Raw genomic sequence first — 26,371 nt, 5'->3', positions numbered from 1 at the left:
GGTGTCAGAAACGCGTGTTTCTGACGGGCGGCGGATTCTTACCGTCAGCCGATCAGCGCTGGCCGGGCCGCTTCTTGCCTGCGGCCATGCCGAAGCCCTTGGCCTTCGACGCTCCGGTCTCGGCGATCGTGCGGCCGTCATCAGCTGCGCCTTCTGGGGCACTGCCGTTCGACGACGCTGCCGCGCCCTCGGCCGCTGTGTCCGTGGACGCCTCTGCCGGGGTTTCTGCCGGTGCTGCTTGGGCTGACTCGGCTTCGGGCGCTTCGGCCTCTGGTGCAGCGGCTTCTGGTTCCGGAGTCGACGCTGCGGGAGCCGTCGACGCTGCCGGAGCTGCAGCCTTGGGAGCCGACGCCCCGCCCGGGCGCTTCTTGCCCGCGGCCATGCCGAAGCCCTTGGCCTTGGCAGGCTTCTCTTCGGTCACCGCAGCGGCCGACGCCGTTGCAGTAGACGCCGTTGCAGCGGGCGTCTCCTCCGTCGCGCTGGCCTCGCCACCGGTCTCGGGCTGTGCCGGAGCGGATTCTGCCGGAGCGGACTCAGCCGCCGACGTTTCAGCAGGTGCCGAAGCCTCTGCAGCTGGGGCGGCAGGCTTGGCAGCCCCCGACCCGGTGCCTCCCGGGCGCTTCTTGCCCGCGGCCATGCCGAAGCCCTTGGCCTTGGCAGGCTTCTCCTCGGTCACCGTGGCAGCGGAAGTGCTTGCGGCCGTTGCCGATTCGGTGTCGGCGGTCGGGGCGGCGTCGGGTGCGGATTCGGTCTCTGCAACCTTGTTCTCCGCGGCGGCTGTGACGCCCGCGTCGGACGCGGCCGCATTTGCGGTACTCGCTGCGCCCGGCTTCTTGGCGCCGGGACGCTTGCCGGCAGCCATGCCGAAGCCCTTGGCCTTGGCCGGCTTCGGCGCATCGGCTGTGGTACTTGCTGCTGTATCACTCGCCGCGTTCTCGACTGCCGCCGACGACTCGGCCTGAGCAGGTGCGGGCTGCGCGGACGCCGACGCAGGCTTGGCCGCCCCGCCCGGCTTCTTCATGCCGCCCTTCATGCCGAAGCCCTTTGCGGCGGGCTTCTTCTCGGCTGCGTCGGTCGACGCTGTGTCCGCCGAAGCCGCAGGTGCCGATGCTGCCGGCGCCTTGGTCGCTGCGCTCCCGGCGCCGGGCTTCTTGCCGCCCTTCATCCCCAACCCGACCTTGGGCTTGGGCTTGGCGTCGGTTGCAGCGCCTGCCGCGGCCGCGGCCGGAGCGGCGGCTGCCACCTTCTCGGGCTCGGGTTCCGGCTCGGGTGCGGGCTTGGCGACCGGTCCGAGGAAACGACCGCCCCGCTTGACCTCCGGCAGACCACGCTTGACCGAATCGAGCAGCATCTGCGAGACGTCGACGACCTCGATCTTGCCCTCGTTCTCGGTGCCGGACGTCCGTGCGGTCACACCGTCGGTCAGCATGACGCGGCAGAACGGGCAGCCCGTCGCGATCTTCTGCGGTGCCTCGCCGTTGCTACCTCCGGCTCCGTTCGCCGAAGCCAGGGTGTCGAGAGCCTCGTCGACGCGGTCGATGTTGATGCGCTTGCCGATCTGCTCTTCCATCCACATACGCGCACCACCGGCGCCACAGCACATGGAACGCTCGCCGTGGCGAGGCATCTCGCGCAGCGTCGAACCGGATGCTTCCATCAGCTCACGAGGAGCGTCGTAGACCTTGTTGTGACGTCCCAGGTAGCAGGGGTCGTGGTAGGTGACGCCCTCGCCCATCGGTGCCACGGGCACCAGGCGCTTCTCCCGCACGAGGCGGTTGAGGAGCTGCGTGTGGTGGACCACCTCGTACTTCGCGCCGAGCTGCGGGTACTCGTTGGACAGCGTGTTGAAGCAGTGCGCACAGGTCACGACGACCTTCTTGCGCTGCGTCGGCGCCGTCTCGAAGACCCCGTTGATGGTCTCGATGTTCTGCTGCGCCAGCATCTGGAACAGGAATTCGTTGCCGGCACGTCGTGCCGAATCGCCGGTACAGGTCTCGCCCTCGCCGAGGACCATGAAGTTCACCGCGGCGATGTCGAGGAGTTCTGCGACAGCCTTGGTGGTCTTCTTCGCGCGATCCTCGTACGCGCCAGCGCAACCGACCCAGAAGAGGTACTCAAAGCCTTCGAACGATTCGACGTCGGCACCGAAGACCGGGATCTCGATGTCCATCTCGTCGATCCAGTTGGTGCGTGCCGACGCGTTCTGACCCCAGGGGTTGCCCTTGTTCTCGAGGTTCTTGAACATGCCCGCGAGCTCGGTCGGGAAGTCGGACTCGATGAGCACCTGGTAGCGCCGCATGTCGATGATGTGGTCGACGTGCTCGATGTCGACGGGGCACTGCTCGACGCACGCACCGCAGGTGGTGCAGCTCCACAGGGTCTCGGTGTCGATGACCGCACCGAGCTGCTCGGGGTCGAATGCGCCGTCTTCGTCGACAATGCCCTCGCCGCCGCCCATCGCGCCCTTCGACTCACCGACCAACTTGCGCGACGCCTCGGCCCGCGCGGCCTCGGGGATCTTGGCGAGCTTCGCCTCGTCGACGTTGCCCTCTGCGTCGACGAGACCGACCTCGTCGCCGCCCATGTCCTTGCGGCCGCCGGCGATCAGATACGGCGCCTTGGCCTGTGCGTGGTCGCGCAGCGACATGATGAGCAGCTTCGGGCTCAACGGCTTTCCGGTGTTCCAGGCAGGGCACTGACTCTGGCAGCGGCCACACTCGGTACATGTCGTGAAGTCGAGCCAGCCCTTCCACGAGAAGTCCTCGACCTTGCCTGCGCCGAACGCGTCGACGTCGGGGTCGGCGGTCTCCATGTCGAGGACCTTGCCCTGGCTCATCATCGGCTTGGCGGCACCGAGCGCGACGCCGCCGTCCTGCTCACGCTTCAGATAGATGTTGAAGAACGCGGCGAAGCGGTGCCACGCGACACCCCAGTCGATGTTCGCGCCGACGACCGCCAGCCAGATCATGCCGCTCATCAGCTTGACGACAGCGGCGGCGGTGACCCAGTAGACCGACGACCCCTCGAAGAGCTGCGCGAAGTAGTGGGTGAAGAACGACGTCCAGATCGGCGGGTCCTCGATGCCAGACGAGATCTTGAACGTCTTCACGAAGATCATGCCGAGGCCCTCGATCAGGACCACGAGTTCGACGAAGTACGCGGCGCCGAAGCGTGAACCCGAGAAGCGGGACAGGCGCTTGGGCATCCGCGGGTGGTTGAGCTGGCGGATGATGATCAGCGCCATGATGCCGATGACGGTGCCGAGGCCCAGCACCTCGTCGGCGAAGATGTAGATGTTCCACGAGCCGATCACGGGCCAATGGAACTCGGGGTCGAAGATCTGGCCGTATGCCTCGAACCAGAAGATCGCACCGATCATGAAGCCGAACATCACCAGCCAGTGCGCCCAGCCGACGGTCCGGAACTTCACCATTCGCGTGTGGCCGACGAACTCCTTGAGCATCGTCCACAGTCGCGGGCCGACGGGCCAGTAACGGGTGCTGTCGACCTTCTGGCCCTGGGCGATCGCGCGCACCATCGTCCACACGCCGCGCAGGAAACTGGCCCAACAGAACAAGCTGATGACCGCGGCAATAGTGCCGATGGTGATCGTCGTGGCATTCACGGCGTCCCGGCCCCTCTCATATTGATCATCGACCTAGTCGCGCAGGGCTGACGTGCGCGGGGTCGGACGTCTACTACAGGTAACCGTAATTCTTCCTCGGTACCTCGCGCTGCCAAGGCTGCCCTTACCTGGAGCTGGTACTAGGCGTTGCGATATAGGAATGATACTCACGAGTAACTGACTATCCAGTCAGTTCCGAGTGACGTAAACCTCTCTCGCTGCCCCGCCGGTGCCATTTTGCTTGATGAAGGGGCTCGCTGTGTGCTGCGGTCGCGCTCGCCGAAGGAAATAGAGTGACCCATGCCACATATGTTGGATAAAGCGTCGCGCGTCTCAGTAGAAAGGAGTTTATCCGTCCACGGAATTGGGGACAAAAACCGTTTCGTGTGGCGCACAAATTTTGTATTCAGGTAAACAATTCAAATATGTACACCAGACGGAGTACGGCGGGTTGCGGGTGCCCCTGAACTGGGCAAGAATCGTGGATGAGCTGCGACGAGGCGGGTCGATGTTGTGGGATCGATGTCAACTCGGAGGTGGGGATCGTGGGGCCAGCGCGGCTGTTTGCCGTCAGAATCATTTCCATTCTTGTGGTTTCTTTCGGCTGTGCCTATATCTTTTGGCGATGGAGCGACACTATCGCCTGGTCCGCTTGGTGGATTGCTATTCCATTAGTTATTGCGGAAACATATTCGCTTTCTGAGTCCATTCTTTTCGCATTTATGATGTGGAATGCGCGCGAGCGGCCGGCTCCACCCATGGCGCGACCCGGCCTGACCGTGGATGTATTCATCACCACATACAACGAGCCCCTCGAGCTCGTGGTCCGCACCGCGATCGGCGCGCGCGACGTGAGATACCCCCACAACACCTGGATCCTCGACGACGGTGATCGCGAGGAGTTCCGGATCGCGGCGGCCGCGCTGGGCGTCGGGTACCTCACGCGAGGCGAGGAGTGGAACGGGCGCCAGCGGCATGCCAAGGCCGGCAACATCAACAACGCACTGTTTCTCACCGACGCGGAGTTCGTGGCGATCCTCGACGCCGACCAGGTCCCCAAGCCGGAGTTCCTCGACGCCGTCCTCGGCTACTTCGACGACGACGCCGTGGCCTTCGTGCAGACGCCGCAGTACTTCTGGAATGTGCCTGACTCCGATCCGCTGGGCAGTCAGGCCGAACTGTTCTATGGCCCCATCCAGCAGGGTAAGGACGGCTGGGGTGCTGCATTCTTTTGCGGCTCGAACGCTGTCCTGCGGCGCGAGGCTCTGATGGCGCTGGGCCTACGGACATACTCGCGCGGCGCTGACCCGCAGGTCAGAAGGGCTATTCGCGACGAATGGGCGCGCCTCGAGGGTCTCATCAACGAAGCGGGGCATGGATCGGGACTGCGCATCCCACTCGAGGATGCGCTCGACGTGGTGCGTGGCGCGCGACGCAGGTTGCGGCGTGGCGCGCCAGTCGGCGAGGTCGCCTTCGAACTGCGTGCCGGTATTCACGACGTCCTCGACTCGCACCCGTGGCTACCGGACGAGGTCGTCGACGAGCTGCACAAGACAATGGACTCGGTTGAAGTGTCTCGGATCGACCAGGCATTGGCGATCCAGCCGATCAACACCGCCACGGTGACCGAGGACATGGCGACCGCCATGCATCTGCACGCCATGGGTTGGGAGAGCGTCTACCACCACGAGGTGTTGGTGGAAGGCCTCGCACCCGACGATCTCGCGACAATGCTCGGCCAACGCCAGCGATGGGCCACGGGGTCGATGCAGGTCTTCTTCGCCGACAACCCGCTCTTCCAGTCCGGGCTGACGTTTGCGCAGCGGTTGATGTACCTGGCCACCATGACCTCGTACCTCAACGGTTTTGCAGCGGTGGTCTACATCGCCGCGCCGATCATCTACTTCACGCTCGGTGTGTTCCCCATGAACGCCTACCCCCTGGACTTCTTCGCCAGGTTCATCCCCTTCTTCGTTTGCTGTCAGTTGCTGTTCCAGGTGGCCGGGTACCGGTCCGGCGGTCTGTGGCGTGGGCAGCAGATGTCGTTCGCACTGTTCCCGATCTGGATATCGGCCACCCTCTCGGCTGCCGCGGCGGTCTTCTTCCGACGCCACATCTCCTTCTCGGTGACCTCCAAGGAGCAGGTCGACGCGCGGGTCGACTACCGGCCGATCATCCCGCAGATAGTCGCGATGGTGGCACTTGTCGCATCGTCGGCTGTCGGCATCCTGCGCTGGAGTCACGGCGATGCCGAGACTTTCCCGACCTTCCTGTCACTCGGGTGGGTCGGTCTCGATCTCCTCCTGCTTTCGTCCGTCGTCCGCGCCGCCCACTACCGCCCGACACCCATCGACCCGGTCGACCAGTACATCAATGGTTGTGTGTTGACCAATAGCCCTGCGCCACAACGTTCCACCTAATTGACGACCTCCCAGCCCCCTGAATCCTGGAGAAGAACATGTCACTGGCCCACGAAGCATTCGCAGAGTTCGACGATGAGACAGCCGACGTCCGGGTATCCGGACGGCTAGAAGTGAAGTCGCGTCTGTGCGACGACGTTGCCCGCGCATGTTCGGGCGGCGCGCGTCTCGTGCTGGTCGACGTCGGCGAGGTCACCACGGTGACACCATCCGGTATGGCCGAACTCATGCACGCTGTGCGCTGGGCAAGGTCGCGCCGCGCCGATCTGCGTATCTATGGAACATCGGTGGCAATGCTCGACGCGCTTGACGCCCTCGATCTCGGTAGGGTCATGGTTCTCTACACCGACCGCGCCGCAGCTGCTGACCGCGATCAGACAAGGATCGAACAAGTCACGCGCACAGCACGATTCGCACGACGCAGGCGTCTCTTCTCGGTTGCCCGCGGGGCCACGGATGCGTCGGGTCCTGCTAGTAATGCTCTGGACGCAACGCTCCCCGAGGAGCTAGAGGTGGTCACACAGCTTGGCGCCAATGACGCGATTCACGTCGATAAGCCGGCCGAGGTTGATGGTGGCAAGGCTATGGAGGGTTCATCGGGCATCGCCGATGTCGCCGTGAGTGGCCTGTGGGACGTGTCCTCGACTGTCCACATCGATGTGCACCAGCTGTGCACCGCCGGTGCGAGGCTGGTGCTCGTAGACGTTGGCGGTGTCTCCCGTGTGACGCCTTCGGGCATGGCCGATCTCATGCATGCGGTTCGGTCGGCGCGGAAGCTCCGTGCAGAACTGCGGATCTTCGGGCACTCGCCCGCTGTTGCCGACGCCCTCGACGCCCTCGGGTCGGGAAAAATTCTTGTGCTCTATCCGGATAGGAGTGCGGCGCTGACCTGTGATCGACGCGTACCCGACGCTAGGTCGCGGGGACGGCGTCCAATGCGGACCGGAATGCCTTCTCGCTCTGTGGGTTCGAATTGAAGCGCCAGTCTCGCTCCTTGTTCGCCTGGAACCACACGAACCCGTCGACGTCCGGCTCGCGACTGACGAGCGAGACAAAGTCATGGATCCACGTAGCTTTTCGTGTCGGATCCGGGTCGTCGGCGGATGCCACTTCGGTGACCAGGATGGGTTTGTCGCCGAGTCGGCGGAGGCTGACGAACGCGTCCGAGAAGATGAATTCCGGTGAGGCCCAACCGTGTTTGCCATCGTTGCCCCAGTTGTAGCCATCGATCCCCAGGTAGTCGACCTCGTCGTCGCCGGGGTAGGCGGCGTCGAATCCAGGGATGCCCGAAATCGCCGCCATCGGCGCCCAAACCATCGAGATGTTGTGCGGGTCAATCGAAGTCAAGATCGATCGGACGTGGCGCCAGGCGTCAATGTAGGACTGCGGCGTGTTGCCGTTCACGTGCATTCCCCACGGGTACCAGTCGCCGTTCATTTCGTGGGCGAACCGGACGATCACCGGCTTGCCGAACTCCTTCAGTCCGGTCGCCCATCGTCGGAGATCGCTATCGAACGCGCCGTCGGCAATTCGCGACAGTCGGTAGTCCGGTTGGTTGACACCGCCGGACGGGTTCCATGGTTCGATGCTCACGATCGGAACAGCACCCGTCTCGGCGATTCTGGCCAGATCCGCGTTCGGTACCGGCTCGCGGAGTCCGCTGAAGGTGAGGATCAGATCCAACGGGCGATCGGCAAGGGTGGTGACCCCGACCACCCCGGCGTCGGAGTCGACGTCGCTCCCCTTCAGATCGGGAAGATAAGCGCCCCAACGAATGTGGTGCGGAGCGTCGGAGTCGCCGCCGTTGCTGCACGCGCCGAGCGTGAGCACCAGGATCAGTGCGACGAGCGGCAAGGCGATACGCGCGACGTCGACATTCTCTGTCTGTGTACGTGGTCTCACAACAGTTCCGTTCCGTTCGGTAGCACTGGTGAGGAAAGTGTGGCATGACATGACCAGCCCGCCAATCGATAGCGAGACGACGCGTCCAGATGACCTGGCGGAGCAGGGCTTCGCGGAGCGGTGGTCGCGGCGTCGTCGGCGTCGCCCCTCCGCACTGATCCCGATCATCGCCATGGTGGTCGGAATCGGCGCCGCGGCCACCCTGTTTCAGCACTACCTGCCCGAGCCGACACCGCCCTGCGCGGTCACCGACTACCATCGGGCAGTCCCGGCGTCGGGAGTTCTGTTCGGCGTCAATCTCGACTGGCAGTCCGAGAGCCTGCGAGAACATCACGACAACCTCGGGCACGCTCCCGCGGTTGCTGTGCAGTTCTCCGACATCCCGTACAACAACGAGACCTGGGCACATACTGTCGCCGCCGCCGATCAGGTGCGTAACGAACGCGGCATCATGGTGCTGACCCTGGAGCCTCACGCTGGATTGGCGGCGATCACCGAGGGCGTCGTCGGTCGTCTGGGTGACGACCTGCGCAAACTGAACGATTCGGGTGTGCCCGTTATCCTTCGATTCGCGCACGAGATGAACGGTTCCTGGTACGCGTGGGGTCAGCAACCCAGGGCCTACGTCGAGACATTCCGTCGGGTGGCCGCGATGGTCCATCGCAAAGCGCCTGGGACGGCGATGATGTGGGCGCCGAATTACGGCGGCGGGTATCCGTTTGAAGGCGGAAAGTACATGGCGCGTAGCGGAACAGAGGACTACCAGTTGACCGACACCAATGGTGACGGAAAACTCACCGCGGACGACGATGCGTATGCGCCGTACTATCCGGGCGACGACGCGGTCGACTGGGTGGGGATTTCGTTGTATCACTGGGGAAATCGCCGTCCGTGGGGCAACAACGACGTAAGCGAACCCGGAAAGTTCACCGCGATGCTGGAGGGTCGCTACAACGGAAGCGCGGGTCACGACCTCACCGTGCCGAACTTCTATCAGATCTATGGCGCGGAGCACAACAAGCCGGTGGCGATTGTCGAGACCGCCGCGATCTATACCCCGGCGCGTGCGGCTCAGGGTGCCTCGGAGCTTGCGGTGAAGTCGACGTGGTGGCGGCAGGTCTTCGCCGCCGACATACCGTCGCGTTACCCGATGCTCAAGATGATCAACTGGTTCGAGTGGCGCAAGTACGAGATCGAGATCAAAGATGTCGTCGACTGGCGTGCTGCCGGTTCACCGGAAACAAGGGATGCATTCGTCAGCAGCCTGCCGAAGTGGCTCGACTACGCCGACGCGGTACACCCGTGCTGAAACACATTGCTCTGCAATCTGTTTCAAGTTCAGATCATGCCCCTACGTCCGCGACCTTCTCCAACTCCTCCAGCGAGGTGTCGAGGTGGGTGAGCAGCCGCTGCAGGCTCGGCACTTCCTTGCGGGCGCCGGTCAGACCGAAGTTGATGTGGTCGGCAGTGGTGGCGACGGTGATGTTGATCGCCTGCCCGCCCAGCGGGATCGATGCCGGATAGACACCGTCGAGTTTGGCTCCGTTCCAATACAAGTCGGTCTTCGGGCCGGGAACATTGCTGATGATCAGATTGAACTGCGGAGGCGTGTATCGCACGAATCCCGGGACCGTCGCGAGGGCGAGTGGTGCAAAATTGGCCGCGCCCAACGCCATCGACTGCACCGGAGACAGGCTCCGCACCAGTTCTTTGGTCTTGCGGGTCGACGCGATGATCGTGGCCAGCCGTCGTTCCGGATCCGGCTGGTCCGTGGCCAGATTCACCATGATCGCGGTGATGTTGTTGCCGTCGGCATCGTTGTCGGTGTGTAGCGAGACCGGCATCGCCGCGATGAGCGGTGCGTCGGGAAGAGCGTCCTGGTCGATCAGGTAGGCGCGCATCGCGCCCGAGCACATCGCGACCATGACGTCATTGATGGTGATCTGCATTTCGTCGGCGATCGCACGTAGGCGTGTGAGCTCCCACCGTTGCGCGGCGAAACGTCGGGCACTGCCGATGGGGACGTCGAGGATCGTCTTCGGTGCGGCATGTAGCGGCGGGACGAAGGCGTCGTCGGTGAGTCCGGTGTAGGCGACCTTCGCTGCGGCCATGCCCAGTCCGGCGACCTCACCCGCGAGTCCCGTTGCCGTTCCCGCGATGTCGCCGATGCGCGACAGCAGCCCCTTCGCGGGCGCCGCCGGCTTGGGGTGCCGTCGCTTCAATGACGGATCCCACGGCGCGGTACCCGACCGGTCGTCGGGGTCCTCGCTCAATGTGCGTTCCAGTAGCCGCAGCGCCGATACGCCGTCGACGATCGAGTGATGAATCCTCGTGTACAGCGCTACACGACCGTCGTCGAGACCGTCGATGATGTGGACCTCCCACATCGGACGGTTCCGGTCGAGGAGTGTGCCGTGATGGAGTGAGACGTAGCGGAACAGTTCGCGGATGCGCCCGGGACGGGGCAAGACGGCACGACGGACGTGATAGTCGAAGTCGATCTCGTCGTCGAACGACCACATCAACGAACCGATGAGGCTGACCGGCTGGGCAGGCCTCTTGCGGAACAGGGGATGCACGTCGGTGCAGGAGTAGAAGGTATCGAAGATCTCCTCGGCAAGTTCGGTCGACGACTGGCCCTCACGAGGAATGAAGAGTTGTAACCCGCCGACGTGGATCGGTTGATCGCGGGTCTCGGCGAGCAGGAACATCGACGCGGTAACCGGCATGTACGGCATGCTGTCCCCCTCACGGTTCGGAATAACCTCAGTATCGTCGTGACCGCGCGTCAGATACGTCGAACGGCGATATCGGGACTGTGTCCCGGCACACGTCGAGGGTGCGGTTACCGTGAGACGTGCTCAACCGTCGTCGTATCGGCTTGTCGCTGATGTGGGTGGCGGTACTTGTGGAACTGATCGTCACTGTCGCGGCCACCGTGGTCTTCGTCGGCGCGCACGGTCGGGTCTATGCCATCGACGATGCCGCGCTGCGGCCCGGCTCGGTCCCCGCGACGGCCATCGTCTTGGGTTCGCTGGTTTCTGACGGCGAACCCGGCACCTATGTTCGGGGTCGCCTCGACACGGTACTCGACCTCTATCACCGCCGAATCGTCACGCGAATCATCAATTCCGGCAACGGTTCTGCCGACGCGGGTGATGAACCGGCGGTGATGCGCGCGTATCTCGAAGAGCGCGGGGTTCCGCCACACGCCATCGTCGACGACGCTGCGGGCATGAGCACCGAACAGAGTTGCGTTCGCGCCCGCGATGCTTTCGGCCTGCGGGCGGCACTTCTGATCACCCAGGACTTCCATGCCGACCGTGCCGTCACGCTGTGCCGGGCGGCCGGAATCGACGCAAGCGCGGTGGTCGCCTCGTGTGAGTGCGAGTGGCCGACAGTGGTACGAAACCACGTGCGCGAGAGCCTGTTCGCCAATCCACGGGCGCTGCTGTCCATGCTGTCCGCATCGAGATAGCGACCTTTTCGATCACGTGCGAGCGCTGTGGAACCGTGAGTAAAGTACCCGAACATCGCATTCGTGTTGTTAAACTTCGCGCGGTAAGGCGCTGGTAAAGGATCGTCGATAGGAACATCGGTGGACGCAGTCGTGCGGGACGTGGGCGCGCGGGAAGTGGGCGTGCTCTCGTGACTCGACGGCGGTTATCAATCGGACCATCCGGCATGTTGGCCGTCGTGTGTTCTGCCGTCATGCTCGCTGTGGGCTGCTCGGCGACCGACACGTCGGTGGGCGGGGGATCGTCTGCTCCTGCCGCGACCCCGGTCAATGCGGGCGCGGCCGACGGTCAACTCGCCAAGGTCAACTCGTCGTCGGATGTCGAAGCCAGGCGGTATCTGTATCCGACCACGACGGGCACACGCGACGATCGGCAGAACTGGGCTGACCTCTACCTCCCTCCCGGCGATCACAAAGACGGATCAGTGCCGCTGGTGATTCTGATTCACGGAGGGTCGTGGCAGGCGCAGGTCGGCGCCGACAGTTTCGTCACCTTTTCGAGGCGTCTCGCGGAGCGGGGCCTGGCCGTCTACAACGTCGAGTATCGGCGAGTCGGGTCGGGCGGTGGCTGGCCGACGACCTTCAAAGACGTTGCCGCCGCGCTCGATTTCGTGCCGCAGGTCCGTAGCAGCAACCCGGAGATCAACACGACGAATGCCGTCGTCGTCGGACATTCTGCTGGAGGACAGTTGGCGATGTGGGCCGGAACCCGACACAACCTCGAGCCGCGCGAAGTCGGTGCATCGCCCGCCTTTTGGCCGACGAGCGTGGTCTCGCTGGCCGGGCCGCTCGACATGCGAACAGCCGTGAAACTCGGTGACGATCGGATCGTCACGGCGCTCGGCGGTCGGCCAGAGCAGGTTCCCGACCGTTACACGTCGGTCGATCCGATACAGAACATCGACCCGAAAGCGCCCATCATCGCGATGGTCGGGACCAACGATCACGTTGTCCCGCCGATCCTTTCGCAGAACTACGTCAAGGCAGTCAAACGTGAGGGCGGAACGGGCACGGTGGTTCTGCTCGACGGCGCCGACCACGTGTCGATCGTGACTCCCTCCGCCCCGACCTTCCCGCTCGTCGTCGAGACGATCAGCAGGGCCGCGCACAATGCTTCCCGGTCATGACGGGCTTGCAGGTCATGACGAGCTCACCGCACGTGAAAGCAGGCCAGAACCCATGTGGCGCTTGAGAAAATGTCTACGCTCGACGAGCGTCGCCGTGATCGTCGCAGTGGGTGCGGTCGCCCTCGGGGCATGCGAATCGGACTCGGCGAACAGCGGTTCGACGTCGACGGCGCCTGCGTCGCTGAGCGTCGACTCCGCACTCGCGGCTCAACTGCCCGCGCGCATCCGCGAGAGTGGGCAACTCCTCATCGCGACCGACGTACCCTACGAGCCGATCATCGCGTCGCAAGGCGGGAAGTACGTGGGATTCGACGCGGACGTCGCGACCGCGCTGGGTCAATTGCTCGGCGTCACACCGGTTTTCCGCACCACGGCGTTCTCGACGATCATCGCGGGGGTGCAGGACGGTACCTACGACACAGGGTTACGCGGCATCTTCGACACCCTTGCCCGCGAGCGTCGGGTCGACCTGGTCAGCTACTTCTCGGCGGGCACTCAATGGGCCCAACCGACAGGAAAGCACGTCGACCCCAACAATGCGTGCGGACTGCGGGTGGCGGTGTCGGCAGGCACCGTGCAGGCAACCGTCGAGATTCCGGCGAAGAGTCAGGCGTGTACAACTGTCGGTGAAAAGGCAATCACTGCAGTGCCTTTCGACAGTATCGATGCCGCCGTCGCTGGGCTCGAGGCGGGCAAGGCCGATGCGATCTCGGCCGATTCGCCTGCTATCGCGTTCGCGGTGCACAAGTCTCACGACGCCCTGGCGCTGGCAGGAGACATCTTCGACACCGAGCCCTATGCGCTTCCGGTCGCCAAGAACTCGCCGCTCGGACCCACGTTGCGTGACGCGGTTCAGCGGCTCATCGACAGCGGCGAGATGCGTCGTATCGCACGCAAGTGGGGTCTCGAAGACGGCTTGATCAAGCAGTCGACGATCAACACCGCGATCAGCTGACGGCAGCGCCTTCGCGACGGCTCGGCGCATCGTCGGCGAGGGTCGGCGCGGAGTCCGCGCGCGGCGAACGGAACGGAACTCGCGGGCGCCCCGTCAGGTACAGCGCGCCGGGGAGTCGCCGCAGAATCTCGACGAGGAGGAGCGACCCGGCCAGCGTGCCCACGTAGACGACGATGGTCGCCCACGGCTGTCCGATGGCGTCGAGCACCCACGACGTGCCGTTGCGCTGCGGGTACATGATCATCGTCAGCACCAGTACGTGGACAAGGAACACCGGGAACGAGCGATTGGACGCGTACTTCACGGCCCGGGCGAATCGCGGGGTGAACTCGCGTCGGTTCTCGGCCCAGTGCAGGGCAACCGCGTACAGGCAGGTCATCGCGACGACCAGGAACGGGAGCAACGTGGGGTAGAACGCCGAGTTGTTGTCGTGCACCGGTTTGCCCGCGAACCAGACGCCCCCGACGTACGAGCCGACGGCGATCGCTGCGGTCACCAGCAGTGCGCCGAACAACCACCAGCCCTTGCCCTGCAGCCATGCGCCGATCTGCTTGCGGTGCACCGCGGCGACGGCGCCGTACAGGATGAAGAACTGATACGGGATGAACGTCGCGTAGTTGTGCCACCAGTGGGCCGCGACGGCTGCGGGCGGATTCCAATGCGTGATGGTCGCGGCGACGGCGAACTGCAGCACCAAGCTGACACCAAGGAGCGCGACGTGGTGCCCGGCGGTTGCGCGCAGCAACCAGACCACCAGCGGGAAGATCAGGTAGACCTGCAGCATGACGAACAGGAAGTACATCTGGAACCCGGAGAGGCCCCAGCTGAGCTGGTAGAAGAAGTTGGTCAGACTCGTCGGGACCTCGGTGAGCCTGCCCGCCAGCCACATGTTGACCACCCAATAGATGGCCGACCAGATCACGTACGGATAGATCACCAGCTTGATTCGACGCTTCCAGAACGTCGGCGCACTGAAATCCTGCTTGTCGAAGTTCTGGTACATCAGCACGAAGCCGGTGAGGGCGAAGAAGGTGTTGCGCGTGAAATGCAGCAGCAGCGACGTGGTGTTCACCGGCATGCTGGTGAACTCGTTGGTGGTCTGCGTGAGGCAGTGCACGAAGATGACCAGCGAGAACGTCACACTGCGGATCAGGTCGACCTGGTGCAGGTAGGGGCGGCGCGTCGGTCGCGTGGTCGAGGCGTCGGCACCTGCCGTCGACTCGTTTGCACGCGAAACCAACGTCGTCGACATACTCAGACTCAGCCCCTGACAGTTCTCGTGGACGGTGTGCGGGGCCGGATCTCTTCACGTTGACGGGGTGCTCGAGCCTCGACGCTCGCCCCGTGCGTCAACGTTGCGGCCCCATCGCGTTGATAGGCCGTGATCCTCCCGTTATCGCGTCTGAGCTTATCAGTGGAGTCTGGACGCTCCCTGAGACGTGGCTGTCAGCGAGTCTCACCGGCGCTCAGACTCACCACCACCGCAGCGCACGGCCCAGATCGGCGTCGACCGCAGGGATCAGGCTGCGGACAAACGTCGCGGACAGGTGGTGGTAGTCGTGCCAGACGAGGATGTTGCCGACGACAGCCGGGCAGTAGGCCGAACCGCACATCGCGTCGGTGTAGTCGAGAAACGACATGTTCGGATACTGCGACGCGATGGCCCCCGTAGGGTCCGTCTCCGCCATCGCCGCATCCCGGTCGACGCCGCAGACCTGCGGTTTCTTGCCCTGTGCCAGGCATTCCGGCGGCTTGAGCTTGCCATGTGCCCAGGGGTTGTCGCGCACCGCGACGACCCGCTGTCCGCGCTCACGGAACTGCGTGAAGATGTCGGTGTAGTCCTTCGGAACGGTGTCACCGGGCCCGTTCTCGACCGGGCGGGTGCTGTTGGTGAACACGACGTCGGGTTTGTCGACGGCCAACCTGTCCATCACGCGCCGTGACCAGTCGTTGCACTGGTAGTACTTCTGCCCGAACCAGGTGAAGACGTGCGAGGTGGTCAACGCGCAGCCGACCTTGAGGTAGGTGGTGACCCTGAATCCGCGCTGCTTGCCGACGGCGTCGAGCGCGGTGATCCACTGCTCGGCGTGCGATCCGCCGACCAGCGCGACGGTGCGCGTGGCCCCAGGATCGCCGTAGACGCCGACCTTGATCGACGGGTCCTTCCAGCCGCTGATCATCGAGTCGTACGAGGTGACCGGCCAGTCCTTATCGACGACCTCCGGGCTCGGTTGGGGGTCGACGCGGGGCGTCGGCGCGCCGTCGAGGTACGCGCGAGCACCGGGGTAGAGCCGGGGATCGAGGTTGTCGGTGTTGACCGTCGCGTTCGCGGCGTTGCGCTGCCAGACGACGGCCGTGGTGCCCGCGACGATCGTCGCGATCACGAGCACAGCGGTGAGCGCGACCCGATACGAGCGGCCGAAACCCGTGTCCCGTCCGGATCGCAGCGGAGCTTCGATGTACCGGGTCGTCAGCCACGCCAGCAGCAGCGACACCGCGAGGATCGCTGTGCCCTCGTACCAGCTCACGTCGTCCTGGAAGCGCCACGCGAGGTAGAAGATGAGCAGCGGCCAGTGCCACAGGTAGAGCGCGTAGGCCACCGAACCGAGCCACACCAGCCGCGGGTGCGCGAGTGCCCGGCTGACCAGCCCGGTGTCGTTCGACGCCGCGTCGCGGGCAGCGGGTGAACCGGTCCAGATCAGCGCGAGCGTCGCGCCGACCGGTATCCACGCCCAGACGCCCGGATACTCCGACACCCCGCTGATCCACCAGCCGCAGCTCACGATCAGCGCAAGCGCACCAACACCGACGACGTCGCGCAGCCAACCGGGCATCGCGAGGCGGTTGCGGTGGACCCGCGTAAGCCTTTGGGGAATGGCGACGGCCAACAGCCCGCCCGCGAGCGGCTCCCACAGCCTCGCGACAGTGTCGTAGTAGTTGAACGGCTGGTTCACGTCGTGCCGGTAGACCGCCCAGGCGAACGCGACGACTGCGACGGCAAGCAGGGCGACGCCGACGATGGCACGTATGACGCGGGCCTCGCCGAACACCGAGATGCGACGTGCGAGCAGCTTCAGGACGCCGCCGAGCGCGAGCATGCACACGAGCGTGAGGACGAAGAACTGGCCCTGCATCGACATCGACCAGAGATGCTGCATCGGACTGTTCGCCGAATCGGCGGCAGCGTAGTCCTGTGAGTCGAAGGCCAGGTGCCAGTTCTGGTAGTAGAGCGCACTCGCTTGGATCTCCGAACCCAAAGGGCCCCAACGAGTTGTGGGCATGATCAGCGCTATCAAGGCGGTGATGACAGCCAGGACGACGAGCAGAGCGGGCAGCAGGCGCCGTGCCAGTCGCCAGAAGCGAGGCCACGGATCGACCGCCCGTCGCCACGACACGTTCGGCGGGTTGGTTGCGATGACGTGCTTGAGCAACGACGCAATGAAGAAGTAGCCGGACAGCGTGAGGAACACGTCGACGCCACCGGACACCCGACCGAACCAGACGTGGAAAATCGCGACGAGTGCGATCGCGATACCCCGCAGGCCGTCGAGGTCGAGGCGGTACCCCGAGGTGTTGCCGGTGGCGGCGTCCTCGTTGGGGGTGCCGGGAGCGATCCCGGCGTCGGAAAGCGTGGAACTCACAGGCAGCGATGGTAGCGCGGCGAATGACCCAGTCCGCGGACCCCATCGGCGCGGGAGGTTTGCGCCTTCGTGCTTCTAAATCTTTTCCCACCAGAGTGCATCGCGCACGCTGTGTCCATTGTCGAAAAGTTCAGACCACAAGGAGCACAGATGGCAGACCAGAAGCGCGTTGCAGTCGTCGGCGCGGGAGTAACGGGTACGAGCGCTGCGCTCGGCTTCCTCGACGCGGGATTCGACGTCACTCTCTACTCTGACCGCGATCGAGAGTCGTTGCGAGACAGGGTCCCACCGACCGGCGTCGGCGTGCTGTTCGGTAGCTCGCGCGACTGGGATGCGCAGATCATCGACGACCTCTACGAGGTGGGCAACACCACCGGCATCAGCGTTCGACTGTCGTCAGGGGAGGGCACCGAGCGCGTCGACGTTCTCGAGTTCAACCCCGACTACGGCTACGTCGCGCAGGCCGTCGACCTGCGTCTACGTGCCGATGACCGCCTCGGTCGATTCCTCGAGCGCGGCGGCCGCTTCGAGGTCGAAGCCGTGGATCCAGACCGCCTGGACGAGATCGCTGCCGACAACGACCTGACCCTCGTCGCCACCGGCAAGGGCGGCCTGGCGTCGTTCTTCCCGGTCGACGACGAGCGCACGCACTATCGCGAGCCGCAGCGTCGACTCCTGCAGGTCACCCTGACCGGACTCGACCACGGTCCCGACACGTTCGCCTACCGTGCTGCCGACGGCGGACGTCAGTCGCTGTTCAACCTCGACAGCGACAACGGCGAGATCTTCGTCGGACCCTTCCTGCACAAGGACGCGGGCGCGACATGGTCGTTCATCGTCTTCGCCAAGCCTGACGGCGCGTGGGCGCCGAAGATCGACGAGGTCACCGACGCCTCGTCGGCGCGTCAGGCAATCGTCGACATCTTCGACGAGTGGTTTCCCGCCGACGCTCCGGCGATCCGCGAGCTCGCCGTCATCGACTCTGATCCCTACTCGTGGTTGAAGGGTGCGGTCACCCCGACCGTCCGCAAGCCCGTCGGCACGACGAAGAGCGGGCACGTCGTCGCGGCGATCGGCGACACCGTAATCGCCGTCGACCCGGTTGCCGGCCAGGGCGCGCAGAACTCGCTGATCCAGGTCGCCGAATTGGTGCAGGCCGCCAAGGCGCGCCTCGACGACGACCCGTCGGCGGAGTTCTCCGCGCAGTGGCTGACCGACGAGTTCGAGGAGCATTGGGAGAGAAGAGGACACGCGTCTGTCGAGGTGACGAGGCTCTACCTCGGCGACCCCGATTACGCGACGCACCTCGAACTGGCCTTCCCGGCCGCGGCTGTCAACGTCGACGTCGCCTCGGCGCTGTTCGGCTTGCTGTCCGACCCCAATCCGCTTCTCACGCTTGGTGATCGCGACGACGTGCTCGGCTTCATCTCGGCGGTGTCGGGCGAGCCGGCCGACGACGTGCTCGGACGGTTCGAGCCGCTGGGAAGCTTCAATTCGCGCGCAGTTCCCGCCTGATTGATTGGCAGCAAAAATCTCTGACTCAACGGGTTCCGGCCACACTCCTGTGGCCGGAACCCGTTGTTCTGTCAGCCGGTTCGTGCCAGCCGTTTCGTGTCATGCGGTTCGTGTCACGCGGCGCGGTGCGTCATGAACCGTTGGCATGCACGTCGTTGGTGACGCGGGTGATCAGCTCGAGGACCTGCTCGAACGCCCTCGACTTCGGATCGACCAGCGACGAATGTGTTTGTCCCGGCATGATGATCGCCCGTGCACGGCCGCCCGCCTTGGCGTCGGCGGCGACGTAATCCTGCGAAAGCACGTGCGGCACCACATGATCCGACGTACCGGCGACTGCGATGACCGGCGTCTGCGGATCGAGATTCTGGATCGGGTCGACCGACGCGTAACGGTCGGGAACCTCGTCCGGTGTGCCGCCGAGTACGCGCACGATGCGCGTGTCGCCCATCGCGACGGCCCTGCGCATGTCGAGCGGACCCGCGAGCGAGATGACGGTCGTCGGGCGGAACGTCGGGGATGCACCGACCTCGCCGGGACGTAGATCCTGTCGCGTACTTGCCCAGACAGCGAGTTGGGCACCCGCAGAATGTCCGACGGTGACCGCATTGTTGAGGTTGAGCTGGGGATAGGCCTTCGCGAGGTCGGGGATGGCGTCCATCGCCGACGCGACGTCGACGAAGGTCGTCGGCCAGCCGCCGCCGTTGCCGAGCCGGCGATACTCGACGTTGACCACAGCGAGTCCGCGTTGAGCCAGGCGTCGCGCGAACGTGGCGAACGTGCCGGCCCCGATCTTGGCCTGCCACCCTCCGCCATGGATGAGGACGACCAGAGGGACCTTGCCCGCCCGAGGCGGAAGGTAGAGGTCCATCCAGTTCTGTCGCGGATCGGCCTGCCCCGTCGACACCGCGTAGAAGTAGCGATGCAGAGTGATCCTCGACTCGGTCGCCTGATTGTTGATGTCCTTGGCTGCGGCGCCCCGGGGAACAGCGGCCGACACCTTGGCGGTCGCTGGTACGGCCCCCGACGGTGCGGGAATCGATGCGCCTACCGACTCATGTGTCGGCGTCGAGCACGATGCGGTCACCGCGCACACGAGAGCAAGCGCAGAGACCGTCAGGGCACGGACGGGTGACGGCAGGTCGCGGGGGGTGGCCACGTGAGACAAGGTCCTCGGCATTGGTGACGGGTGTCGGGTGCGGGTTGGCAAAGTGCGGCGAAGAGTTCGCGTATGCCATTGTGCCCGCGGGACGCCGCCCGATCCTTGTCAGAACGTGTGAGATCGTACGAATATCCGACGTGGGAGGATGCAGCGATGGGTAAATCGCGGTGGTCGGTGTCCGATGCGCCGGATCTGTCCGGACGTACCGCCGTGGTCACCGGTGCGAATTCGGGCGTCGGGTTGGCGACGGCGGGTCACCTGGCACATCTCGGAGCGCGGGTCGTGCTCGCGTGCCGCAACGTCGAGGCCGCAGCACGCGCGCGGGACGTGATCGTCGCGGACAGCGGGCCGGGTGGCCACGGCAGCCGGATCTCTCCCGACAGCCAGATCTCTCCCGACATCGAGATCGTGCAGGTCGATCTGAGTGAGCTGGATTCCGTGCGGCGCGCCGCCGACGAGTTGGTCGAGCGCTTTCCGACGATCGACATCCTCGTCAACAACGCCGGGGTGATGCGCGCGGAGCGTGAAGTCACGAAAGACGGCGTCGAGATGGATTTCGCCACCAACTTCCTCGGACATTTCGCGCTGACAGGGCTGCTGCTCGGTCCGCTGCGTGCCGCGCGTGGCGCCCGCATCGTCTCGGTGTGCTCGAAGCTGTCGACGGTTGGTCGACTCGACCCCGACGACCTCGCGATGACTACCGGCTACAGCGCCGCGGCCGCGTACTCGCGGTCCAAGCTGGCCCAGGCGATCTTCGCCGTGGCGCTGCAGCGTCGGCTTGCGTTGCTCGGCGACGGTGCGCCGTCGTCGGTCCTGGCGCATCCGGGTGCGACCCACAGCGGGGTGATGCGCGATCAAGGAGTGCTGAGCTGGCTGTTCAGCACGCCGAGCCTGCGGTGGGTGCGACGGACTTTCATCATGGACCCGGCTGAGGGATCGCTGTCGTCTGTGCGTGCGGCGACCGATCCCGGTTTGCTCGGCGGCCAGTACATCGGGCCGGGAGGGTTCCTGGAACTGTCCGGCGCGCCGGTCCTGGTTGCTCCGCCGGAGGAAACCGACGACCTTCGCCTGGCTCGCGCATTGTGGGAGGCTGCGGAGAAGGCGACGGGCGTCGGTTTCGACCTGCCGGACTACCCGGTCAATCCCCAGTCCTGATTCCACGGATGGAAGGTGCACACGAGCGGCGTCGAAACGCCGAGTGCACGTAGCGTCACGGAGATCGCCCGCGGGGAGTAGGTCATCACGGAGTGCCCCGAGATGTCGACCGGACAGCCATCCTGAAGCAGGACGTTGTTGACCCTCGCGCCGGGACCAGCAGTCAGGAACGTGGCGGCATACGGCGTCGAGAACTGGTCGAAGCGGGTCGCGATCACGGTGTAGTCGACGCCGGCGAATGTCTCGCCGCCGCGGTTGAGGTCGGTGATCATCGACGATCCGACGAGCTGTTCGTATCCCGCGCTTCCCGCAATGGCCGTGACGCCTGGTTCGACGTTGACACCGGCGTCCCGCAGCACCACGGCGAGCGCGCCCGAGCCACTCAGTGTCGTCCCGTGATTGGTGGCGCCGAGCGTCACCACGTTCGCGACGACGTTGTGCGTGGGGTCGGATGGATCTGCGCCGCCCTTGTACTTGAGGTAACGACGGATGAGCACGCCGCCCTGAGAATGACCGATGGCATCGATCTGGCTTGCTCCCGTTGCCTTCCGCACGCGTTGCACGAACTGCGCGAGCTGCTCAGTGGAGTCTTCGACGGGACCCGTCCCGTATAGCCCGGGGATCACCGACAGTGCGCCACCTTCTGCGACGCCGCCACGGCCGTAATTCTGTGTGAAGACGCAGAATCCGGCGCGCTTGAGGGCGGGCGAGAGTCGGGCGAACGTGCTGAATGCGCCCTCCCAGGTGCCGTGGACCAGGACAACCGGTCGAGGATGCGCGGCCGTCGGACGGCACGTCCAGTCGTTGGCGCCCGCCGGGGCGGCCTCCGGGAACGGGTAGGCGAAAGCGGCTTGGAACCCTTTGATTTCCGGTCCGACGCCGCGGGTGTCGGAGGCGTAACTGGTTGCGGCCGCTGCGGTGGGTGTCGCAACGATCGTCGCGGTGAGCGCGGCGATGGTCGCGGCAGCGACGGTGAATAGCGTTGTGAGATAACGGTTCATGATGTGTGTCCGGGCCTCAGCTGTTCGGCGGCGTCTGGTCGGGCCAGCGTCGAGCCTTTTGTAGTTGTGCCGCGACCTGGCAGATCAGGGGTTCGCTGTTGTTGGGGCCGACGAGCTGCACGCTCAACGGCAGGCCGCCGGAGAAGCCGGCAGGGACCGCCGCTGCCGGATTACCCACGACGTTCCACACGGATGTGTACGCAGCCACCGGCGACGCCTTGGCTGATGCCTCGACGAAGCCCGCGCCGTCGAGTTGCCCTATGGGATAGGCCTTTCCGGGCGTCGTCGGACAGATCAGCAGATCGTAGGCGGGAAACACCGACGCCAGGATCTGTTTTCCGACGGTCTTGCTGAGCTCGATGGCCTTGGTCACCGCGAGATCCGACGACAAGCCCGTGCTCCGTCCGACGTCGACACCCTCACGAGTTCGCCGCTCGAGCAGTTCGTAGTGGTCGGCGCGGCGGGCTTCGGTACTGAAACCACCGAGAACCTGCGGCTGGAATGCAGCGGTGAGCGTCGCAGGGTAGACCGGATCGTGTGCGACGACGCGGTGGCCCAGCTTGCCGAGTATGGCGCCGGTCTGCAGCACGGCGCGACGGGTGTCCTCGTCGAGGTGAGTGCCGGCGGGCTGCGCCGTAGAGATCGCAATCCGTAGTGGCCGAACACGTTTCGTCAACGCCTCGGTAAGGGAGTACGGCCACGGATCAGCCTTGTAGAGGTCCACTCCGGCGACGCTGCCGTGGATGCAGTCGAGAATCAGCGCGGTGTCTTCGACCTTCCGACACAGCGGGCCGATCACGCCGAGGGACTTCCACAGGTCGACATTGGGTGCAGCCGACACTCGGCCGCGCTGGAGCTTCAGTCCGTACAAGCCGCACCACGACGACGGCAGCCGAATCGATCCGCCACCATCGCCACCGATCGCGGCGGGCACCATGCCCGATGCCACCGCCGACGCGGTCCCTCCCGACGACCCCGCGGTGGAGTGCAGGATGTTCCACGGGTTTCGGGTGTATCCGTGTGCCGACGTCTCCGTGAACGGCCAGATGCCGAACTCCGGCATAGCCGTGATCCCGAGGATGACTGCACCCGCGGCACGCAGGCGTTTCACGACTTCGGCGTCGTCGGTCGCGGGAGTGGTGAATGCCGCGCCGCCATAGGTTGTCGGGACACCTTTGACGTGATTCTCGGCTTTGATCCCGATCGGCACGCCGTGCAGTGGACCAAGGCGTGCGCCGCTCGCCTTCTTGGCGTCGAGAGCGTCCGCCTCGGCGCGGGCACGTTCGTGAAGCGGAATCGTCCACGCGCGCAACGTCGGGTTGAGCATGTCGATCCGAGCGAGGAAGAAGTCGGTGATCTGTCGAGCGGTGAACTCGCCTGCCGCAATGCGTTTGGCGATCTCGACGACGCCCGCGAACGCGATGCTTTTGTCGTTCGGGTCGAGGTCACGGCCCGCAGCGGCAGCGGGTGCGGCCCCCGTCACGCCTTGCAGCGCAACCGCACCCGCTGCCGCTGCAGCCATACCCCCGACGAGGACGGAACGTCTGCGGAATCCCGAACGCTGCGCGCTCTGGTCCTGTGATGCTGTCCCCGTTGAGTTTTCGTGTGAATGAGACGCACTCTCCGCGCCCCTTACCGCCTGTGATGCCGACATGGTTCCCCTTTGCCCCGGCCGTCGTGAGTCATCATCGCCAGCGCGTTCCGGTGGCGATGGCATGACTCTAGGAGTCAGGTGTGACCTGGCGATCGCCTCGGCGTTGCACTGACTGCGAAGATCTGCGTCCGTCACTCGCGAGCGGATTTACCTGTCTGTCACACAAGGATCCGTGACCGACGCCCGACCCGGCGCAGCCCGGGTGACCTGGATCAATTGCGCACGGCCGGCGTAGTACGTCTCTCACCCCGGTTAACGCGACCGTGACCTCAATTAGCCGAGGCGCAACGTGGGGGGTCCACTGTGAACGCGATCATGACCTCGACTTCCTCTTCACCGGTTCCCTCGCCGCCTGTGCCCTCGCCGCCCGTGCCGTCGGTGCCACTGATTGCCGACGAGTCGCCGGTCCGCGGACTCACGCGCAGGCAGCTCCCGTTCGTAGCGGTTGTCGCGCAGTCTGTCGCGGCGATCGCGCCTGCGGGCACCTCCGCCGTGACGCCACTCTTCGTCATCGTCGCGGCGGGTGGGGCGAGGAGCATCGCGGCATTCCTGACCGCGCTCGTGGTGATCATGTTCGTCGCACTCTGCATCCGGCCGATGGCGCAACGCGTCGCAGTCGTCGGTGGTCTCTATTCCTATGTGGCGCAGGCGTATGGCGCGAGGACGGCGATGGTGACGGCATGGTCGGCGGTCGTCGGCTATACCGCCGTGAGCGTCGCCGGTCTCATGGCTGTCGGTCTGTACACGAATCACGTTGCGATCAGTGCCGGTGTGACACAACGGGTATCACAGGTGGCGATGAGCGTGATCGTCGTACTCGCCGCCGTCGTCATGGCTTTCGTGATGATCAGGGGAGTGAAGGTCTCGGCGGTGGTGATCCTCTGCATCGAGCTGCTCGCGGTTGTCGTGATGGTCGCGCTGATGCTGTGGCTCGGCTACACCCATCGCGACCAACCATGGCGGCTGTCCGAGGCGCACCCGAATCCCGACGGCTCACTGGCACTGAGTGTGGTTGTCGCAGTGAGTGCATTCGTCGGATTCGAGAGTTCGACGACGCTGTCTGCCGAGGCGCGTCGACCCTTCCGGTCGGTGCCACGTGCGTTGCTGTGGACACCGTTGTTGGCGGGTGTGATCTATCTGCTTGCCGTGTCGAGTCAGTCGGCGGCAATGGCGGGAGCGTCGGAGTCGGTACGGGAGAGCAGCACACCGCTCGCGGCACTGTTCCTCTCGGACGGAAGCCCCGTCGCCGCAATGATTCTCGACGTCGGTATCGCTACCTCATTCCTGGCATGCGCTATGGCATCGGTGAATGCGCTTGTGCGCGTGCTGTTCACGCTCGGGCGTGAGCACATCATTCCGAAGCAGTTCGGCGCCACGCATCGTCGACTACACACGCCGGCGTTCGCCACCGCGATCGCGACATCGGTGGTGGCGCTCGGGCCGCTGGTGTTCCTGTGGTTCGGCGGCGATCCCGAGGAGGGTGTCCGTGACTTCCTCACCCTGAGCGCCCTGGGTTACATGGGCAGCTACGTCGCGGCATGTCTCGCGGCGCCGCGGTTGTTGCGACGCATGGGGGAATTGACGCGGCCCCTGCTGGTCGCGAGTTGGGGGACCGCGTCGGGCCTGGTGATTCTTCTCGGGTTGGGCGCCACGATGTCGGACTCCGGTGACCGGGTGACGTTCCTGTGCTTCTTCGGTTCGGTGGCCGTCGTTGCGATCGCGGTGGTGGTGATCTATGCACGGTGGCCCGCGCGGTTCGCGCGGGTCGGTGTGTTCGACGAGACGAACCGTGACGACGTGCTGGCGTTACCGGGGCTGCGCTGATGGGGGTGGGCTGATGGGGATGGGACGTCCCGGCGCGGGTGAGTCGATAGCGCGGGCGATGCAGATCATCGAGGCCGTCGGTGATCTCGGGCCGGGAGCAACGAGCCGCGAGATCGCCGACCGTTTGGATGTGCCGCCTGCCAACATCTATCGCCTGTTGAATACGTTGGCCGTCGAGGAGTACCTCGTGCGGACAGCGGATCTGCGCGGTTTCGCGCTGGGAAACAGGTTGAACACCATGGTGCACTCCGCGGTGACCCCGTACATGTCCAGCCGCGCACAGGAACTCTGCGAGAAGTTCCGCGCATCGGTGCGTTTCGGCGTGTACGTCATGCACTTTCGTCCCGCGACCCTTCGGATCGTCGACATGGATCCCGACCATCCGTTGGTCGCCGAGCACGAAATGATCCGATCCCTGCACGCGTCGGCCGCGGGAAAGTTGTTGCTCGCGGCGGACTCGCAGTGGCGCGAGCTCTTGCCACCAACACTTCCCGCGCTGACGCCGTCGACTGTCACCGAGATGCGTGAACTCGCAGCGCAAGTCGAGGAGACGCGCCAACGCGGCTACGCCGTGTCGGTCGACGAAATGCTCGACGGAGAGGCGTCGATCGCCATACCGATACTCGACGTGGAGGGTGTGGTCCGCGGTGCGGTCACGGTGACAGGATTCTCTGCGCGTCTCGATGCCATCACCTCGCTGGTGCCCCGCTGTCGTGAACTCGCCGCCGAACTCGGCCCCCTGCTGTACTGACCCTGCTGTACCGACCCTGCTGGTTCAGGCCCTGCTGTACCGACCCTGCTGGTTCAGGCCCTTTGGGCTGGGCAGTCGAAGTTTCTGCGGCATATCGGTCCGACGTCTAGTGTCGAGAGCAC

At 65.0% G+C, this 26,371-nt stretch carries 18 protein-coding genes; 10 read left to right on the top strand and 8 right to left on the bottom strand.

The window, feature by feature from the left end:
• Positions 1 to 52: 52 nt before the first annotated feature.
• A complete protein-coding gene (locus A5785_RS09430) occupies positions 53 to 3,625 on the bottom strand; it encodes a (Fe-S)-binding protein (protein ID WP_064866091.1) in 3,573 nt (1,190 codons plus the stop codon).
• Between the two features lie 758 nt (positions 3,626 to 4,383).
• Here A5785_RS09430 and A5785_RS09425 point away from each other — a divergent pair.
• Positions 4,384 to 6,045, top strand: coding sequence for a glycosyltransferase family 2 protein (locus tag A5785_RS09425; protein ID WP_064866090.1), 1,662 nt, complete (start codon positions 4,384 to 4,386; stop codon positions 6,043 to 6,045).
• A gap of 38 nt (positions 6,046 to 6,083) precedes the next feature.
• The gene (locus A5785_RS09420) at positions 6,084 to 7,022 is read left to right on the top strand and encodes an STAS domain-containing protein (protein WP_064866088.1); all 939 of its coding nucleotides are present in this window, start codon (positions 6,084 to 6,086) and stop codon (positions 7,020 to 7,022) included.
• Here the strand turns inward: A5785_RS09420 and A5785_RS09415 are convergent.
• A complete protein-coding gene (locus tag A5785_RS09415; RefSeq protein WP_231894242.1) occupies positions 6,958 to 7,947 on the bottom strand; it encodes a glycoside hydrolase family 26 protein in 990 nt (329 codons plus the stop codon). The two genes, A5785_RS09420 and A5785_RS09415, sit on opposite strands and share 65 nt — an antisense overlap.
• 49 nt (positions 7,948 to 7,996) lie before the next feature.
• Between A5785_RS09415 and A5785_RS09410 the strand changes: the two genes are divergently transcribed.
• Positions 7,997 to 9,256 carry a glycoside hydrolase family 26 protein gene (locus tag A5785_RS09410; RefSeq protein ID WP_231894243.1) on the top strand — a complete coding sequence of 420 codons (1,260 nt, stop codon included), beginning with the start codon at positions 7,997 to 7,999 and terminating at the stop codon, positions 9,254 to 9,256.
• 34 nt (positions 9,257 to 9,290) lie between these two features.
• Here A5785_RS09410 and A5785_RS09405 read toward each other — a convergent pair whose 3' ends face one another.
• The gene (locus tag A5785_RS09405; RefSeq protein ID WP_064866084.1) at positions 9,291 to 10,685 is read right to left on the bottom strand and encodes a WS/DGAT/MGAT family O-acyltransferase; all 1,395 of its coding nucleotides are present in this window, start codon (positions 10,683 to 10,685) and stop codon (positions 9,291 to 9,293) included.
• Positions 10,686 to 10,804: 119 nt separating this feature from the next.
• On the opposite strand from A5785_RS09405, the gene A5785_RS09400 reads away from it, so the two are divergent.
• The 3 genes from A5785_RS09400 (at position 10,805) to A5785_RS09390 (ending at position 13,546) form a co-directional block, all read left to right on the top strand.
• On the top strand, positions 10,805 to 11,425 hold the full coding sequence (locus A5785_RS09400) for a SanA/YdcF family protein (protein ID WP_331710819.1): 621 nt from the start codon (positions 10,805 to 10,807) through the stop codon (positions 11,423 to 11,425).
• Between the two features lie 218 nt (positions 11,426 to 11,643).
• Positions 11,644 to 12,591, top strand: a complete 948-nt coding sequence (locus A5785_RS09395; protein WP_231894244.1) for an alpha/beta hydrolase family protein — start codon at positions 11,644 to 11,646, stop codon at positions 12,589 to 12,591.
• 94 nt (positions 12,592 to 12,685) lie between these two features.
• A complete protein-coding gene (locus tag A5785_RS09390) occupies positions 12,686 to 13,546 on the top strand; it encodes a transporter substrate-binding domain-containing protein (RefSeq protein ID WP_231894245.1) in 861 nt (286 codons plus the stop codon).
• Here the strand turns inward: A5785_RS09390 and A5785_RS09385 are convergent.
• Entirely contained in the window at positions 13,539 to 14,798 is a 1,260-nt protein-coding gene (locus A5785_RS09385) for an acyltransferase (protein WP_064866078.1), read from the bottom strand. The genes A5785_RS09390 and A5785_RS09385 overlap by 8 nt on opposite strands.
• Before the next feature lie 220 nt (positions 14,799 to 15,018).
• Positions 15,019 to 17,187 (bottom strand): acyltransferase family protein, encoded by a 2,169-nt coding sequence (locus A5785_RS09380; protein ID WP_064866076.1) that lies wholly within the window; start codon positions 17,185 to 17,187, stop codon positions 15,019 to 15,021.
• A 150-nt stretch (positions 17,188 to 17,337) separates the two neighbouring features.
• Here A5785_RS09380 and A5785_RS09375 point away from each other — a divergent pair, with 150 nt between their 5' ends.
• Entirely contained in the window at positions 17,338 to 18,702 is a 1,365-nt protein-coding gene (locus A5785_RS09375; protein WP_064866075.1) for a styrene monooxygenase/indole monooxygenase family protein, read from the top strand.
• A 130-nt stretch (positions 18,703 to 18,832) separates the two neighbouring features.
• On the opposite strand, the gene A5785_RS09370 is transcribed toward A5785_RS09375, so the two are convergent.
• Positions 18,833 to 19,861, bottom strand: a complete 1,029-nt coding sequence (locus A5785_RS09370; protein ID WP_082938020.1) for an alpha/beta hydrolase family protein — start codon at positions 19,859 to 19,861, stop codon at positions 18,833 to 18,835.
• Positions 19,862 to 20,017: 156 nt separating this feature from the next.
• Here A5785_RS09370 and A5785_RS09365 point away from each other — a divergent pair, with 156 nt between their 5' ends.
• Positions 20,018 to 21,019: an oxidoreductase gene (locus tag A5785_RS09365; RefSeq protein WP_064866071.1), complete on the top strand. Its 1,002-nt coding sequence runs from the start codon at positions 20,018 to 20,020 to the stop codon at positions 21,017 to 21,019.
• Here the strand turns inward: A5785_RS09365 and A5785_RS09360 are convergent.
• The gene (locus A5785_RS09360) at positions 20,995 to 22,020 is read right to left on the bottom strand and encodes an esterase/lipase family protein (protein WP_049700434.1); all 1,026 of its coding nucleotides are present in this window, start codon (positions 22,018 to 22,020) and stop codon (positions 20,995 to 20,997) included. The genes A5785_RS09365 and A5785_RS09360 overlap by 25 nt on opposite strands.
• Before the next feature lie 16 nt (positions 22,021 to 22,036).
• Positions 22,037 to 23,542, bottom strand: a complete 1,506-nt coding sequence (locus tag A5785_RS09355) for an amidase (RefSeq protein WP_082938021.1) — start codon at positions 23,540 to 23,542, stop codon at positions 22,037 to 22,039.
• Between the two features lie 486 nt (positions 23,543 to 24,028).
• Here A5785_RS09355 and A5785_RS09350 point away from each other — a divergent pair, with 486 nt between their 5' ends.
• Together A5785_RS09350 and A5785_RS09345 are read left to right on the top strand one after the other, a co-directional pair.
• On the top strand, positions 24,029 to 25,498 hold the full coding sequence (locus tag A5785_RS09350; protein ID WP_231895458.1) for an APC family permease: 1,470 nt from the start codon (positions 24,029 to 24,031) through the stop codon (positions 25,496 to 25,498).
• Positions 25,499 to 25,511: 13 nt separating this feature from the next.
• On the top strand, positions 25,512 to 26,249 hold the full coding sequence (locus tag A5785_RS09345) for an IclR family transcriptional regulator (protein WP_049700435.1): 738 nt from the start codon (positions 25,512 to 25,514) through the stop codon (positions 26,247 to 26,249).
• Positions 26,250 to 26,371: the final 122 nt, after the last annotated feature.

This window comes from Gordonia sp. 852002-50395_SCH5434458, assembly GCF_001665905.1.
In the GTDB taxonomy this organism is placed as follows: Bacteria; Actinomycetota; Actinomycetes; order Mycobacteriales; family Mycobacteriaceae; genus Gordonia; species Gordonia jacobaea.
The sequence above is the reverse complement of the archived record's forward strand: the minus strand, read 5'-3'. Positions and strand labels throughout refer to the sequence as shown.